Raw genomic sequence first — 15,456 nt, forward strand, 5'->3', positions numbered from 1 at the left:
GCCATATAAGGATTCTCGCCCATCGTCGCATGCTCTACGCGCAAATGGGTGGTCAGGATTTCCTGACGCGCGAATCAGGATGTCTCGCATCGGTTTACAGTTCACCCTGACAGCGTTGTTAAACCAGTTAGGCGAAAATGGGGCATTGAAAACGCCAAGCCGAGCACGAAGTGTGACGATTGCCTATCTTTCGGAGCGTGAGAATAACGTGGAACAGATCAACTTGATCTGTCTGCGTATGTTCGACACATGGTGCAAGGCGCGCAATGTGACAGCGCTCACATATCTGATGCATTGCTGGCCGATGATTGACAGCACGCCTGCCGCGCTGAGATGTTTGGGCGAAACAATGCGCAAATTGCGGCGCTACCACACGGACCAACTCGACGAAAATGGATTTCGCGCGCTTTGCGAAATGGCGGATATGATCGACGATCTGATCGAACGCCCGGCGCCCGTAGTGAACCTGATGGCAGTGGGCGAGTCGCCGGAAAAGGACAGTTAACGGCGCAAGCGGAGGAGCGGGGAGAAACAGGCAAAACCGCAGGGAAGAATTCGGCAAGACGCAATGAGGTTGGAGCGACCGCGCGCAGCGATTCATCGGACTCGTCGGAACCCTGGCAGGCGCGGTAAGCTGGTCTTCGAGTTCGAGTGCAGAATAGGATAGCTAAACGGCGGAACTCTCGAAGAATATGGCTCTCGACAGGTTGGACGCGCGTGGAACGGTTCGACTACGTGGGGCGCTGCAGTGGAACTGCGGCTTCTCGCGACGGTGCTCGCCATCAGCTGCGCGATCAGGCTGATCCTGGCGATGTAGCACCACTATCTCGTGCACCGAGTGAAGGACGATGCCAAGCAGATTGCCACGCTGTGTGTCGAGGTGACGGCCTCGAATCTCCATCGCGATTTCGCGCGCACCGCGCTCGTCATTATGGTGAACAAGGTAGTCGATGCGTTCCTTCTCGCGCTCTCCAAGTTGTGCTTTCTTTCGCGGCGCGTCGCGCAGCATCTCGCGACTATCGCGCGCTGCTAATCGGCGGATCGTTTTCGATCGGCAGCACGCGGGGCGCGGGCACCATGGTTTCCATTCACATTCCGCTCGATCGCGGACCGAACATGATCAGGATACTCATTGCAGACGATCACGCGATCGTTCGTGGCGGACTCAGGCAGATCATCGCAACCACGAGCGATATCGTCGTCGCGGCGGAAGCGGTGCAAGGGAAAGAAGTGATCGACAAGCTGCGCAGTGGCGTCGTCGATCTGCTGCTGCTCGACATGACGATGCCCGGCATCAGTGGCGTCGATCTGATCCGCAGAGTACGGGCGGAGCAACCTTCGCTGCCCGTACTCGTGTTGAGCATTCACGACGAGGCGCAGGTGGCCTCGCGCGCATTGCGCGCGGGCGCAACGGGTTATCTGACCAAGGACAGCGACCCGGACGTGCTGCTCGCAGCGATTCGCAAGCTCGCGGACGGTGGCCGCTGCATCGATCCGAAACTCGTCGATGCAATGGTCTTCGAAACACAGTGCGGCGACGCGCCGCCACATGAAGTGCTGTCGGACCGCGAATTTCAGGTGCTACAGATGCTCTCGGGGGGCCTCACCATCAACGAAATCGCCGACGGCTGCGCGCTCAGTGCGAAAACGATCAGTACATACAAGACGCGCCTGATGCAGAAACTCGGACTCGCGAACAATGCCGAAGTGATACGCTATGCGATCCGGCATGGGTTGATCGTAGAATAAGCGGGGACGAAGGTGAATGGAGCCTGCGCTTTTCTCTTTCAAAGGGGCAAACGTCGGGCTGAGGCACTGTTAGCTTTTCCTAGTGGCGCATTCATCATTCGCTCTGGTGCGCAAACCGTCTGTCATCGCGTCACCGGGGCCCGCCGGGCCCCAGAGGAATCTCTTGCGGCGCGTACCGGCGTTCGCCCAGGTGCAATAACAGCGGATAACACCTACCTGCCCCTGAAGTGAATGTCCGAATTCAGCGCGACGTTCCTTGATGGACGATGTAGCCAACTGCCAGACGGGCTCCAGGACATGTCCCCCGACGCCAGTGGGCGCGCTCCGTTTAGATGACCGCCTTCTTGCCTGACGTAGCGAACCGTGCATTTTAACCGTACCCATCGCTCCGAGTGTATCGATGCCCGCGTAATTGTTTCGGCACAGGCTTGCATGAAGCATGCGGTTGAAGAACGGTTTGTCGACTGCTTTGTCGCGCCGCTTCTGCAGCAGGGTGTCGAGTTCGGCCGCATGTTCGCCGTATGTAATATCCACCGCAACGTCACAAACACTTCGTCTCGATGCCGTGTGGTACCGCATGTGCGGCGAGCCGATTTGACCCCCACCGTGCGAAGTCCGCGCCGAATCTGTCGCATCAACGTCGACTGGTTGAGTAGCGGACGACAACCCCATTCGAAAACAAATCCCTCGATGTCGCACAGGTTCAACTGAAAACCGCGGTAGTAGGGGCGCAAGGCGCAACTGACGACGATCGCCGGGAAGCGACGGCCGCGATAAAGTGATCTGCTCTTTGTCATCGGAGCATCTTACTCAACCGCTCTTGCCAACTTAACAACGTCTTCGCACGCAGTCGCGGATGCGGGTTTTCCCACGGCAGGCGGTTGTGTGCTTTGTTGCAACACCGACAGAGTCCGGCGCATCTGTCAGATCTGAGTGTCTGCGAGCCGAGGCAAAAAAAAGCATTGGTGACTTACCGGACTCCCTGCTTCGGCCTTCCGTTTGCGAGTGGCATGAATTTGGCTTTTAACTCCGTCGGCTCCAATGTCCGTCGGATTTTTACAAGGATACTGGCCCTCATCAATGGTGTATACATTGATTCAGGAATGAAGACGATAAAGATTGTATTCGCAATTGTGACGGGTGCGATTTTGGGACTAGCTGGGGATCCAAGCCGCGCGCAGAGTAGCGTCGCACTATATGGTGCGCTCGATGTTCTCATTGATATTTCAAATCAGGGTAGGGGAACGCTAACTCAAATGTCGAATGGCGGCACGTTCGGATCGCGTTTTGGTATTATGGGTAGTGAAGATATCGGCAATGGTTACAAAAGCGTATTCCGACTTGAAGGCGGATTCGCTCCTAATACTGGCACTGTACAGCAGGGCGGTGCACAATTTGGCCGACAGGCATATATTGGGTTCGAAGGGCCGAATGGGGCTTTAACTTTTGGCCGACAATACTCACCAGAGTTTCTCGCTGTGAGTGAATACGACGTTTTTCAAGGAGGCTTAGGCGGGAGCATCTTGGACGTTGATCGCACTCTGCCTAATGATGTTGTTCACGGTGTGCTCCTTACTGAGAGCATCACTTGCCGTGTTGATAAATCGATTCTTTACTCATCCCCAAAAATCTATGGCTTCTCGGTTGCATTGATGTATGGCCTCGGCGGTGTGGCGGGGGCTACAAGTGCTGGGTCAACTTTTAGCGGAGCAGTAAACTATAAGCGCGGTCCAGCCACCTTTCATGCAGGATATCTATATAAGAGGGATGGGGCGGTTTCCGGATATTATGAGGGGTGGGGCATCGGCGGTAGCTATGAGATTGGACCGGCAAGGGTATATCTCGGATATACCAAGGATGACTACTCGGACAGAACTGGCGCACGATCGTTGCAAAATACGGTACGTTATGCCATTGCTAATCTGGGGGCGAGCTATCAGGTTGTACCCTTGACAGTTGTAGTGGCGCAAGTGATGAAACTGATTGACACCTCAGATGGGCTTGCTCAATCACAAAATGTTCATGTAGTGGGGCTAGGTCTTTTCTATGCACTTTCAAAGCAAACAAATCTGTACGTCGGGTACGCACAAGTCAAAAATAAAAATGGGTCCGCTTACACGCTGGGACAGGCATTGTATTACGGGGTATCAGCGTCTCCCAACTCAACAGCACGGGTGTTAAGATTCGGAGTGCGAACGACATTCTAGCGCGCATGAACACGGGAACTTTGCGACCAGGCGGTGCCTTTGTCTCGTGCAACTCTTCAATCCGTCAGAATACTGACGCGCACAACTTAGGATGCAACGGTTCAACCGGTTAACTGGACGGGAATTGACCGAGGCAGTCGGTGAACGATACGGTACCGCGGGTTCTGAGATCGAGACAGGAAGCGCGAGATGCCGCTCCTCGTTCTGCGCGCGACGTAACAGCTGTGTCGCGAGCCGCTGTATTCGAGGACGAAGTCGGGTCTTTGGCGACGGCTATGCCGATGTGGTGCGGGCCCGCGCTGATCACGATGTGGGAGGACGCGGACCGGACTGGTGCTCAAGGCGCTCATTTCAACGCTGATCGACTCGATGACACGGCAAGATCACCTGCCGCTATCGGAGCAGATTAGCCGACGGCGTGATGACAGATAATGGGACCGGCAGGACCGAATGGCTAGCAATGCCTTATCGAAGCGGTGCGTTCGTTCTCGGGCACAGCCGATGGGTTAGCCGAGCCTTTCCGCCAGAATCTTAAAGGTTTTGTTATGCCGATGCTGAAAAAATTGACCTTACTCTCACCGTCAGGCTCGGTGCCAGTGGCACTATTGATTCCGATCAAGCCCCTTACTCGCAAGCTCTTCCAGATGAAAGGTGCGACTGTACACTTATGCCATGATCGATAGGTCGGTTGCATCGCTGTATGGCCAGCTCTTTCGAGCAAAGCAACTCACCGACATATCGTCGGCCGCAAGAGCTACGTTTGGTTCCCTCACCCCGAGCGCAGGGGCGAATATCTTAATCATCTTACGATCTTTGCCTTCATGATCGCAGGAAGCGTGAGGTTTTCACCGGCCGTATAATCTGCGCTCGAAACGGTCAATGCCGCGAGGTGTCAGATTGTGCGCACACAGCAAAAGCCAGGAGGACTACGATCTATGAGATAGGCGAAAGAAAGAATGCGTAGCTCGTGAAATCGGCAGAGTTGCCGATTCGCAGACGTCGACGCGATTGCATCATTCCGCGGCGCGCCGAGCCAGCCACTTTGCCTGCGCTCTCGTCTGGTGGCCCGTCTTCAGGTGTATGGAACGGCTTTTGAGCCTTGCCTCGAATGGTATCGAGCTTCTAACAACAAACCGTCCTACCAGTATCATGAACATGTCAAATTACGACCTGCCGAAAGACATGGCAAACCATCTGGTTGATCCGCATTACTATACCAACCTAGATCGTCTCCATGAAACGTATGCTTGGGCGCGCGCAAACAACCCTGTCGGGCGTGCAATAGCGGACGGACATGATCCGTTCTGGGTGGTGACCAAACACGCCGACGTCTCCATGATTTCACGAGACAACGTCTCGTTTCGCAACGGCGACTATTCTGTCGTCTGCCGGCCGAAAGCGTCGATCAAGCATGTGATTTCCGCCACTGGTGGTCCAAACATTGTCCGATCGCTTGTGCATGTCGATGGCGACGAGCACAAGAATCTACGTGCTTTGACACAGTCATGGTTCCTGCCGAACAGCATCAGCAAGCTTGACGACCGCATTCGATCGCTCGCACATGAGATGATCGCGAAGCTGCTGCAGCGGAGCGGGCACGTGATCGATTTTGCGAATGACTTTGCATCGCACTACCCGCTGAATGTGATCATGGATATTCTCGGCGTTCCGCAGGAGGATTCTGTGTGGATTTTGACGCTGACTCACGAGATGTTTGGAAGCGAGGATGCTGAATACAAGCGCGAAATGCAGCGCCAGGGCGAATCGAGCAGCGCGATGGGCAAAGCTCTGCTGTCCGTCGTGGCCGACTTCAAGGATTACTTCGACCGCCTCACCGAAGCTCGCCGGAAGAACCCACGCAACGATATCGCGAGTTTGCTGGCCAATGCGGTGGTCAATGGTCAGCCTATCGATGAAGCGACCCGTCTTGGCTATTACGTGATCATCGCCGCGGCAGGGCATGATACGGTTTCGTCGTCCACCTCAGTCGCGATGTGGGCGTTGAGCCGCTTCCCTGAGTTACTGCCGCGACTTAAGGCGGACCCCTCGCTGATTCCGCAGTTTATCGACGAAACCTTTCGCTACGCATCTCCAGTGCGTCATTTCATGCGCACGGCAACTGCCGACACCGACGTTCGAGGCCGGACAATCCGAAAGGGCGATTGGCTGATGCTCTGCTATGGCTCGGCAAATTGTGACGAGGAAGTCTTTCCTGAGCCGTTGAAATTCAATATCGACCGCAAACCGAACCGACATCTCGCATTTGGTGTTGGGGCTCACGTATGCCTTGGCCAGCATCTCGCGAACATGGAGATGCGCATCCTGTTTGAGGAGCTGATCCCGAGGTTGCGGCTTATCGAGCCGGCTGGTGAAATCGAATTGATCGCGTCCAGCTTCGTGGGCGGCCCGAAGCATCTTCCAGTACGCTGTATGATGCAATGACCATTGCATCAGAAACAGCCGCTGCCACGAAACCCACGAAGATGATTGGCGTAACGATCCTGCGTGGAATGGCCCAAATGCTTCCAACATTTCCAGAAGCAGCTATCGGTGAGTCGCGTCAATATTTGATGATCATATATTATAAGCGCGGCATGTCCAATACTTTGTGTATGAAAGTTTGAGCGGGATTTAAAATCTTGATAATTTTCAAATCGAGGGGACGAGAAAATATGTAGGTCATTCATTTGGCGGGAAATAAATATTTAATTACTTGATTCCTCGTGGATTCAATCTTAATTACGTCAGTAATCAGTCCATTAATTTTCAGTAACTCCGGATTTTCAATTTCTTCGGTTAGTCCCTGCATTGTGGACCTTGCGTCCTCATCGAAGGTTGATAAAACTTTGTTCATGGTATCAGGGCTGAAAACGCCAATCTGCGCATGCGGATATGCCAACACCGCAACTGGGTCGAATCCGGGCCCGCACATGGCGTACACACCGCCTGTGTATGCCTTTCGGGCAACAAGGAGTAACTTCGGCACCTTACATTGAATATGCGATCTAAACAATTCTGCCGCCGCGGAGAATATGCCGGTACGTTCGGCTTCTCTACCGATCATGAATCCGGGGACATCAGCAACAAATATGATTGGTGTTTTGATTTTAGCCGCAATGTTTATCATTTTAACCATTTTGGATGCGGATTTTCTGTGAATTATTCCTCCGTTATATCGGGGATTGTTGGCGATAATTGTAGTCAGATTTCCTTTGATGCTTGCATAGCCTGTCAATACCTCTTGCGCGAATTGTGGGCTTATTTCCGTCAGGCTGCTCTTATCGATAAAAGAATATAGTAAATCATGTATATCATAGGGTACTCGGTGATTCGATGGGATTAATTTTTCAAAATCAGTGGGATCAGGATCTTCATATTCGCGAGCGTTGGGTGAGCTGCCTTTGAAAATGTCATTAATCATTTTTTTTAAGCATCGGAATAGGTTTCCTTCGTCTTCAAATACCAGTTGAACCGAGCCCGAGCCCTTGCTGTGGACATCGGTTCCGCCTAGTGAATAGAGGTCGGACTCCTGCGCCAACATGGCTTTCACCATATCCGGTCGACCCATACATAAAGCGCCTTTCTCAGTCATCAGTACTAGGTCTGCAAGCATCAGCGGTAAAGCAAGTGGACCTGACGTAGGTCCAAGTATGGCGGAAACCAGCAGATTTGTTTCTGCCAATTCCGCGAGAGATGCACTTACTCGGCCCATTCCCGATGGAGACAAAAGCAGCTTGGACATGTCTCGCGAAAGCACTTTTGTCGTGTCGAAACTGCCTACCCCTCCAGTCTGGTCTTGAATGTAGATCAACGGAGCACCGTCATTCTGGGCCTGAGTTACTGTTCTTACGATTTGCCTAGCGGTGTGCCACTGACCACTTCCCCGGAACTCACAGTCTTGCCCGCGATTCATGACCAGAAACGTCTTCACCGAATTTACCGATCCTTCGCCGCAGATGAAATGACTTTTCTCGTCCGGGTGGTGATCAACAAAACTGCCAGGGTCAAAGAGCGCGTTTATCCTCTTCAATGAAATTTGCATTTATCGCCCGCCTCCTGAGAGTGCGTGTGGATACCTGTTGCTATTGATGCCGTTGCTCCGAGCGGTGCTAAACGGCAGGCCACTTTTACGAAGTCAGAATTTCTTCAATACACGTTGCTACAGCCAGGAGGCGGCGGTCCTGACCTCGCGCCGCATCCAGACTCAGTCCCACCGGCAATTCCTTATCGGGGGCGACAGGAAGGGTAATAGAAGGCATTGCGGCGTTGCTCGCCAAATCAGTGTTGCGAATCACGTCCGCAAATAGTCCTGGTCGGCCGGCATCGATCAGGCGTGGTACGCAACGCGGAACAGTTGGGTACGCGAGAAGATCAATGTCCCAGGTGTTGAACAACGTATCCATTTGCATACGTAACGCGGCTATGTTTTGTATTGCTAACGAATAGTCTCCGGCGGAGATAAACTTTCCGCCCAGATTGGTATGAATGATATCGCGGACATTGGGGTCGAGAATGTTATCGAATACGGTATTTATTCTGTTTGCCCACCCCAGCGAAAGTAACGTGCGCGGAAAGTCCGTGAAAAATTCGTAAATCGGGACGGTAAAGGTCCCGGCCTTGTTTAGCGCGGCAACAGCCGAGTCATCCAGTTCGATGCACTGGAAACCTGCGTGAGTCAGTCGTCTGACGGCATGCCAGCAGTACGTTCGGACATCGTCATCCAGTTCCGTCCACATCGACGCCGGAAGGCCGATTCGGCGTCGAGTACTTTTCTGTTTTATCGGAAGCTGATCTTCGGGAGAGAGCAGCTCATATAGAAGCCGCGCATCGTTCGCTGTCTGCGTCAGCAGGCCCGGTGAATCCTTCGTTCGGGAAACGGGGATGATCCCGGCTGAGGACCACCGACCACTTGTGGGCCTGAAGCCCGTAATGCCACAGAAGGCGGCCGGTATTCTTACCGAGCCGCCGGTGTCCGTCCCGATCGCGATGGGAACGATGCCGGCTGCCACAGCCGCGGCACAGCCGCCACTGCTGCCTCCAGCCAAATGCTCGGGAGCTGCCGGGTTTACGACAGTCCCCCATTGAGGATTGATCGATGTGATGCCAAAGCTAAGTTCATGCATATTGTTCTTGCCGGCGACGACAGCGCCGAGAGATTTCAGCTTTCTGACGATAGAAGCGTCGCGCTTGGCAATACAATCCTCCATTCCCGGTGTTCCCGCGGTGACGGGGAGACCCTTAACACAAATATTGTCTTTTAAAGAAAAAGGAATGCCATAGAGCGGTGCACCTTTCAAAACATCGCTTGCTCTAGCAAAGTGTGCCTCTGCATCACATGTACTAATGAAGCAGTTGAGCTTTGACACAAGTACATCCGCGCCGAGCATGCGCTCCCGGATTTCGGCTGCTGACAGTGCACCAGTCCGTATGCGATCGCGGAGCGATTGCAGAGTGTTTTCCGAATGCATGGAGTTTCAAATATTAGGGAACGTGCGATATCAGTAACGGTAAGCGCTGCGGATTTCGTCAAGCGGGTTGCCGGGCAAAAGTTTCCCTCCCGCACTGCGTATAACGGCGCAGACACCGTTTACACCCGTCTGAACGGCTCCCTCAATCCACCCTCCGGTGAAAGAACAGCCGCATCCAGCCAGATAGAGGCCGGTATCCTTTGCGGGATCATTTGCGGTCTGGTACTGAAAGAAGAGCCGTTGTGAATAGACATCCTCGCCGGGATAGTTGAGCTTAAAGGCACCGGAGGAGTGCGGGTCGGTCAACCAGTCGTGGTGAAGGACACTACGTTCATAATCACCGGCGGCGGGAACCATGTGGCGCGCAAGTTCTGGATGGAATGTAGCAAGATCCTCGACAAAACGCTCACACCGCTGCTTTTTGTCGGGGACACTCAGTAGCTTGTGCGCATCGTCTTCCCAAGTGTAACTGAGTAAGACCACACCCCGACCATCTGGCTTATCGGGTTCGTAATCAAGACAATATACGCCTCGGGCGAAACCATCCGATTGAATGGTGACTGGCAGTCCGTTTGTGATCCAGAATTTGTCTCGGGTGAGCATGAACAGTTTCGACGACCCCGTGAGATGTGTTTCCCTGACGGCTCGCGATACGTCGCGGCTTAGAAACGTTTCGTCGTCTGTCAGACAGTGAGCGATTTGCATTGCTCTGTTGTTGCTCGTAACGATCACGCGGTCGAAAGCCATTATTCCATCTGCATCCGTTACGAGCTTTATCTTCCCGTCTTCTTTGTAAATGGGTCCCACGGTGCTAAAGCGAACCCGTTCACCAACAGTGCTTCCTCCGATCTTCTGTCTGGCTAGCCGCTCAGCCAGTGTCGAAATTCCGCATGAGATCAGGCGCTGATCATCGAGATAGCCGTTAATGACGAGGCGCAGGATTTCAGTGAATCCTGCCTGATAGACAGGTAGAAAGCCGCCGGAACCTATCCCTAAAGAGCCAAACAGATCGAAGTCGTCAGGTCTTCTCCATGGCGCACCGCCGGGTGGGTTCGGGGCAGTGAAAATGCTCACAATCGCGGCATAAAAAGAACTGTCACGAAATGCGTCGAGCCACGCCTGCCATGCTGCACGCGCTTCCTCCAGACGATGCGACTTCAACATGGCTGTGATTTCTTCTGGCGCCATGAGAGAGACACTGTTTAGCACGCACCCGTCACGTAGTAAGGCTTTCCAGCCTTCATGAACGCGTCTGAATAATGGTGGCGGGGGGTCTCCTGCAGGCCAGACATGACGAGCACCGCGATAATGCAATTCGGTATCAACCACTCCTGGATCCGGGAAAGACGCTGTCGTGCAAATGTCATGCTTGTTAAGGTAATGAAAAAGACCGGTTGCGCTAGGAGGAACCCGCATCGCGCCCATTTCAGCAATTAGATTCGGATGCCGTGGATCAAATGTTTGTGACCAAATCCTTCCTCCAATGCGATCGCGGGCCTCAAATAACGTAATGTCGTTTACACCTGCTCGCAATAGTTCTGTGGCAGCCACAAGACCGCTGATACCAGCTCCCACTATGGCGACTCGGGGAGCGGGGATGCCGGACGAAAAGGAGCCAATTCCACCTTCAGACTCGCAAAGCTGGAGGAAGGGAGCGTAGTCATACAACAGGTCAACAGTCGGTGATGGACTTTGTGAAAATGCGACACGGTTCTTCATGGATTGTCTCCTTTTTGGCAATGCATCCGCCTAGGGAACGATGATCGATGTAAATGCAGCAGTGGCCAGTCGCAAAGATCGATGAACGAGGGCTAACCATTTTCCGTGGCCGAAGGTTATGCTGCATGCCGCAAGAAGAATCTATTCATTTAAGCTTCAGTGAGTGTGACCATAGCAAGATCGGAGGAGCTATATCAAACAAATAAAATTGATATTTGTAGCAAAATAATTAGGGAGTCTTCGGCACTTTTTGTGACGACGCGCTGGTGAAAAAGCGATGCGACAGAGCCGCCGCGAAGCGCTCATTCCGATGAATGTTGCGTTCGAACCCGGTGCCCGCGCAGGATTGTTACCGACGCAGTTGCGGGGCTATCCGGGGGCGAAGGCAGACCTTCCAGAACTAGCTCAGGTGAAGAAAATCTTCCTCGGAGCAGTCGCACGTGTGAACAACCGCGTAGAGAACAGCCATCGGCCAACCTGTAGCCGCGAGCGCCAGATTGCAGGTTTCGCGATGCGTGCACACAGGTATTTCTTTCGCGCTTGCTTTGGCCTGAATCGGCGACATTTCGCACTGTTTTAGATACCAGATGAACGCGGAAAGGCGTCGGTGCTTAAAGGGCGCATCGCTCTATGTCGTCGGTGGCCTGGCTGTTTCGCTATCGATTCTAATTGATAATAAGGATATCTACACTATGACGTTTGTGTGAACTACAAGCTACTTGACCGGACCGGTTGAAGGTCGGTGGGCGGTCATGGAGTAGCGAGAGCCATTTGAAGATCAAATGGTTCCTATCCAAACAATCGATTTTTGAAATTTCTGGAAATGCCGCATAGTATGTGCTGTGCTGTGCTGTGCTGTGCTGTGCTGTGCTGTGCTGTGCTGTGCTGTGCTGTGCTGTGCTGTGCTGGCGACACGGTAACCGTATGAATGCGGCGTGAAGACGAAATTTGTATGGCTTGGCCGCAATGCACTATAGGCGCGAATCTCGATGCCGAACCGGACTTATCGGGCCGCGCTGAAGATCAATAACCGTTGGACCCGTGATCCTCGGTGAAGAAAGTCGGCTGCGTTGACGCGGGATCGCGCCGACCTGAGGTGGGCGAATTCGGCCGACTTTCTCGGAGCAAAATAGATGCATATTCTCGATATTAATCAGATGGCCGAGTTTTTCGTGAAATCGTTTAAGCTCGTTGCGGTCTTTGCTACATTGTGCGTTGCGCTCGAGCTAATCCTTCCGGCATATCGATACAGTTTTGCGTCGTACGTTCGCGGCGTACGGAATTGGATCATTCGCATTGGACTCGGTGCGTTAGTCTGGCACGGCTACGCCGTGGGTTTGGAATGGTTAGGGGTCAAGCCGCTCCTAACGGTCAATTTTGCGACACTGCTTCACTCTGACAACGCAATCATGAAGGTGGGCTTCGCCGTCCTTTCCGGGGTTTTGGTCGCGATCGCCGGTGACTTCTTTTACTACTGGATGCATCGCGCTCAGCATGCTGTTTCATTCATGTGGCGCATGCATGCTACTCATCACTCGATCCGCGAGCTGACGGCTTGGAATTGCAATCATCACGCTTCCGAGCCGCTTATTTATGCAGTGTTTGTAGCACTACCACTTACGCTGATTCACTTTGAATCTGGCGTGGTGCCCGCTGTTGCAATGACACTGATTGCCTTTCAGGCGCATCTTTCCCACTCTAGCACCCGCATCAATCTTGGGCCGCTTCGATACATCATCGGCGACAATAAGTTCCACCGTATTCACCACTCGTTGGAACTGCATCACCGACGCCGGAACTATGGGTTCTTTACGACGATCTGGGACACGATTTTTCGCACGGCGTACTGGCCGAAAAAAGATGAGTGGCCGGAAGTTGGCCTCCGAGACCAGCCCGAACCGCTTACCGTGAGTGACTACTTTATGTTCCCGTTTGATCGACGCCGCTGGTGCAAGCCTGGAGTCGGAAGCGGTGTACGGCAGAGTTGAGGCCGGGATGGAATGCGGTGAAGGTTTACGCTGAGGATCAGATTGTCCAGGTCGGAAACCAGCAAACAGCTAATCATCTGGAACAGCTCTCTGAGACGCCGGGTACAGAAGGATGAACAGCTAAAACTCGATCAAGATGAATCCGGACGTGGTCCGCTCCGTTTGATGTAATCGTGGCGTGCGTGCGCCGGTACCTGCGGAACCTCGAAGAATTGATCGCGGAACGAGGCATCTCTGTGGATCATTCAACCGCACATTGTTGGGTGCTCAAGCTTCTGCCGACGCGAGGGGAAGCGTTTCACCGTCACGAACGCCCCCGTCGGCAAGACCTGACGCGTCGATGAGATTTATATCAACGTTAAGGGTCAATGGAAATACCTGTATCGCGCCGTCGACATAGCCAGCCACATCATCGATTTTCTGTTGCGGGCCCACATTGAGCTAAGACCGTGGCACGGCAGTATTTCGAAAAATCGATCGCTCAGAATGGCGAACCCGGGACGGTGACGATCGATAAACGTGGTGCCAATGTGGCTGCGCAGGAAGCCCATGTCATTGAAAAGGACCAACGCGCGATCAAGCGGCGTAGAAGGCCATGCTCGGATAAGAATGTCCCGTGTGCATGTGTCCTGCATGGTGGCATCCAGTGGCTGCTCACATGATCGCAACGGAGCAGATCAAGACAACAGCGTCGGGCGAACTTCTCGCCCACGCAGCGTTTCTGTCTGGATCGGAGTGCTGCCTAAGTCGCTTGCCTCCACTGATTCCGACGGACCCATCCACCCGACAGGAGACAGCAATACCATGCCCCGAATCTCGATCCTGGCCAGCTGTGCCGCCGCCACCCTGATGCTCGGCGTCACCGGCGCAAAGGCCGCGACTTGGTCTGCATCTTCCCCCGCGACCTCGTCCTGCTCGTCGACCGACCTTTTCGCGTCGTGGACCTACGGCAGCTACACCATCAACAATGACGTCTGGTCGCCCTGCAGCAATGTCGCAGCGGGTGCGCAGACCATCTGGGCCAACACCAACCTCGACTGGGGCGTCACTTCAGATCAGCCTAACACCAGCGGTATCAAGTCTTATCCGCACATCGGTTACTCGGTCAACAAAACCATCAGTTCACTGAGCAAGCTGAGCGCGACGGTCTCGGCTACTACGCCTTCCGATGGTGCCTGGGAGTCGACCTTCGACATATGGGCCGGCAGCAATGCGCACGAGATCATGGTCTGGCTGAACTACACCGGAACCGCGGCGGGTTGCGGCAATGTCAAGCCGATCTCTTACAACTGGACGTCCGCCGGTTGCGCGATCCCGCTTCACAGCAACGTCTCGCTGTCCGGTAGCACCTGGAACGTCTACGTGGGCAGCAATGGCAGCAACACGGTCTATTCGTTCCTGCGCACGACCAAGACCGACAACACCACGGTCGATGTGCTGGCTATCATGAAGTACCTGAAATCTCTGAACTATTTCGATGACGTCATGATCGGCGACCTGCAGTATGGCTTCGAGATCACCTCGTCGTCGGGCGGCCTTAGCTTCGCGTCCAAGAACTTCGCAGTCACCGCCGAGTGATTCCGGCGCCTAGCGTCGCGAGCCGCCGTCTGCACGCCGGACGTTCCGGCTTGCTTCATCGCGCGGCGCAACGAGGGATCCGTCATGCGCCAAGAACCTAGGGCCGAGTCCCCTGTGTCTGGCGGTCGTCTCGTTTTGTCGTTACAGCGACAGACCCGGCTCAGTTGTCGGGTTTGAATGTCGGCGTAGCGAGACAAAGTGCACTCAGGGCTCCGTGCTCTCGCGCTTTAGACGACGGCGTTCGAGTGGCACGGATCTCGCTCTTGTCTGCCGCGCGACCACCGTCGGTTGCGAGGAGATGTCCATGGACGATAGCGCGAACGACAGCATGCTGGCCTCGACTGCCTGTATCGGTATCGGGCAGATTACGCGCCTGGGGTGCACCGTCGAAGCGTCCGCCCCGGGCCGCTGTGGTTCACGCGGTGGTGAGAGTCACTCTGGCCGTGGTCCGTCGGGCATACCCGACGGTCTGCCGACAGAGGTGTGGGAAAAGGTAAAGAACCATCCGTGCTATTCGGAAGAGGCGCATCGTCATTATGCGCGCATGCATGTGGCGGTGGCCCCGGCCTGCAACATTCAGTGCAACTACTGCAATCGCAAATATGACTGTTCGAACGAGTCGCGGCCCGGCGTTGTGTCGCAGAAGCTGACGCCGGAGCAGGCAGTAAAAAAGGTGGTGGCCGTCGCCGCCCGGATTCCGCAGTTGACCGTGCTCGGCATTGCGGGTCCCGGGGATTCACTGGCCAA

Annotated in this window: 10 protein-coding genes and 3 pseudogenes; 9 read left to right on the forward strand and 4 right to left on the reverse strand. The window is 54.2% G+C overall.

Translation table 11 applies throughout. The annotated features are described in order from the left end of the window. The first annotated feature begins 238 nt into the window (after positions 1-238). The 3 genes from GCT13_RS38870 to GCT13_RS38880 all read left to right on the forward strand — a co-directional run bounded on the left by GCT13_RS38870 (position 239) and on the right by GCT13_RS38880 (position 1,749). On the forward strand, positions 239-505 hold the full coding sequence (locus tag GCT13_RS38870) for a hypothetical protein (RefSeq protein WP_227747237.1): 267 nt from the start codon (positions 239-241) through the stop codon (positions 503-505). 333 nt (positions 506-838) lie between these two features. Next, positions 839-1,033, forward strand: coding sequence for a hypothetical protein (locus tag GCT13_RS38875; RefSeq protein WP_087740453.1), 195 nt, complete (start codon positions 839-841; stop codon positions 1,031-1,033). Between the two features lie 83 nt (positions 1,034-1,116). After that, positions 1,117-1,749 (forward strand): response regulator, encoded by a 633-nt coding sequence (locus GCT13_RS38880; RefSeq protein WP_152767249.1) that lies wholly within the window; start codon positions 1,117-1,119, stop codon positions 1,747-1,749. Positions 1,750-2,178: 429 nt separating this feature from the next. Here GCT13_RS38880 and GCT13_RS51660 read toward each other — a convergent pair. Then, a pseudogene (locus GCT13_RS51660) lies at positions 2,179-2,546 on the reverse strand (IS6 family transposase); the annotation flags it as partial. Positions 2,547-2,759: 213 nt separating this feature from the next. Between GCT13_RS51660 and GCT13_RS38885 the strand changes: the two are divergent. Continuing rightward, positions 2,760-3,956, forward strand: a complete 1,197-nt coding sequence (locus tag GCT13_RS38885) for a porin (RefSeq protein ID WP_227747236.1) — start codon at positions 2,760-2,762, stop codon at positions 3,954-3,956. A 1,149-nt stretch (positions 3,957-5,105) separates the two neighbouring features. Beyond that, positions 5,106-6,398 carry a cytochrome P450 gene (locus GCT13_RS38890; RefSeq protein ID WP_087740429.1) on the forward strand — a complete coding sequence of 431 codons (1,293 nt, stop codon included), beginning with the start codon at positions 5,106-5,108 and terminating at the stop codon, positions 6,396-6,398. A 241-nt stretch (positions 6,399-6,639) separates the two neighbouring features. Here the strand turns inward: GCT13_RS38890 and GCT13_RS38895 are convergent, their stop codons facing one another. The 3 genes from GCT13_RS38895 to GCT13_RS38905 form a co-directional block, all read right to left on the reverse strand. Next, on the reverse strand, positions 6,640-7,998 hold the full coding sequence (locus GCT13_RS38895; RefSeq protein ID WP_087740430.1) for a carboxyl transferase domain-containing protein: 1,359 nt from the start codon (positions 7,996-7,998) through the stop codon (positions 6,640-6,642). Between the two features lie 85 nt (positions 7,999-8,083). Continuing rightward, the gene (locus GCT13_RS38900; protein WP_235851263.1) at positions 8,084-9,322 is read right to left on the reverse strand and encodes an amidase family protein; all 1,239 of its coding nucleotides are present in this window, start codon (positions 9,320-9,322) and stop codon (positions 8,084-8,086) included. 132 nt (positions 9,323-9,454) lie between these two features. Further along, positions 9,455-11,143 carry an NAD(P)/FAD-dependent oxidoreductase gene (locus tag GCT13_RS38905; RefSeq protein WP_087740432.1) on the reverse strand — a complete coding sequence of 563 codons (1,689 nt, stop codon included), beginning with the start codon at positions 11,141-11,143 and terminating at the stop codon, positions 9,455-9,457. Between the two features lie 1,133 nt (positions 11,144-12,276). Here GCT13_RS38905 and GCT13_RS38915 point away from each other — a divergent pair. The 4 genes and pseudogenes from GCT13_RS38915 to GCT13_RS38930 form a co-directional block, all read left to right on the forward strand. After that, positions 12,277-13,131: a sterol desaturase family protein gene (locus GCT13_RS38915; protein WP_087740341.1), complete on the forward strand. Its 855-nt coding sequence runs from the start codon at positions 12,277-12,279 to the stop codon at positions 13,129-13,131. Positions 13,132-13,271: 140 nt separating this feature from the next. Then, positions 13,272-13,831 (forward strand): annotated as a pseudogene (locus GCT13_RS38920) (DDE-type integrase/transposase/recombinase); the annotation flags it as partial. Between the two features lie 104 nt (positions 13,832-13,935). Continuing rightward, complete coding sequence (locus GCT13_RS38925) at positions 13,936-14,709, forward strand: GH12 family glycosyl hydrolase domain-containing protein (protein ID WP_087740400.1); 774 nt, start codon at positions 13,936-13,938, stop codon at positions 14,707-14,709. A 304-nt stretch (positions 14,710-15,013) separates the two neighbouring features. Further along, positions 15,014-15,456, forward strand: a pseudogene (locus tag GCT13_RS38930) (nitrogenase cofactor biosynthesis protein NifB); the annotation flags it as partial.

Origin of the sequence: Paraburkholderia franconis, from assembly GCF_009362735.1 — a bacterium.
Classification (GTDB): Bacteria; Pseudomonadota; Gammaproteobacteria; order Burkholderiales; family Burkholderiaceae; genus Paraburkholderia; species Paraburkholderia franconis.

Excerpts from the sequence above, each read along its gene's own strand:
- GCT13_RS38870 (WP_227747237.1), top strand. The coding sequence starts at position 239 with ATGTTCGACACATGGTGCAAGGCGCGCAATGTGACAGCGCTCACATAT.
- GCT13_RS38880 (WP_152767249.1), top strand. The coding sequence starts at position 1,117 with ATGATCAGGATACTCATTGCAGACGATCACGCGATCGTTCGTGGCGGA.
- GCT13_RS38885 (WP_227747236.1), top strand. The coding sequence starts at position 2,760 with ATGAATTTGGCTTTTAACTCCGTCGGCTCCAATGTCCGTCGGATTTTT.
- GCT13_RS38890 (WP_087740429.1), top strand. The coding sequence starts at position 5,106 with ATGAACATGTCAAATTACGACCTGCCGAAAGACATGGCAAACCATCTG.
- GCT13_RS38895 (WP_087740430.1), bottom strand. The coding sequence starts at position 7,998 with ATGCAAATTTCATTGAAGAGGATAAACGCGCTCTTTGACCCTGGCAGT.
- GCT13_RS38905 (WP_087740432.1), bottom strand. The coding sequence starts at position 11,143 with ATGAAGAACCGTGTCGCATTTTCACAAAGTCCATCACCGACTGTTGAC.
- GCT13_RS38915 (WP_087740341.1), top strand. The coding sequence starts at position 12,277 with ATGCATATTCTCGATATTAATCAGATGGCCGAGTTTTTCGTGAAATCG.
- GCT13_RS38925 (WP_087740400.1), top strand. The coding sequence starts at position 13,936 with ATGCCCCGAATCTCGATCCTGGCCAGCTGTGCCGCCGCCACCCTGATG.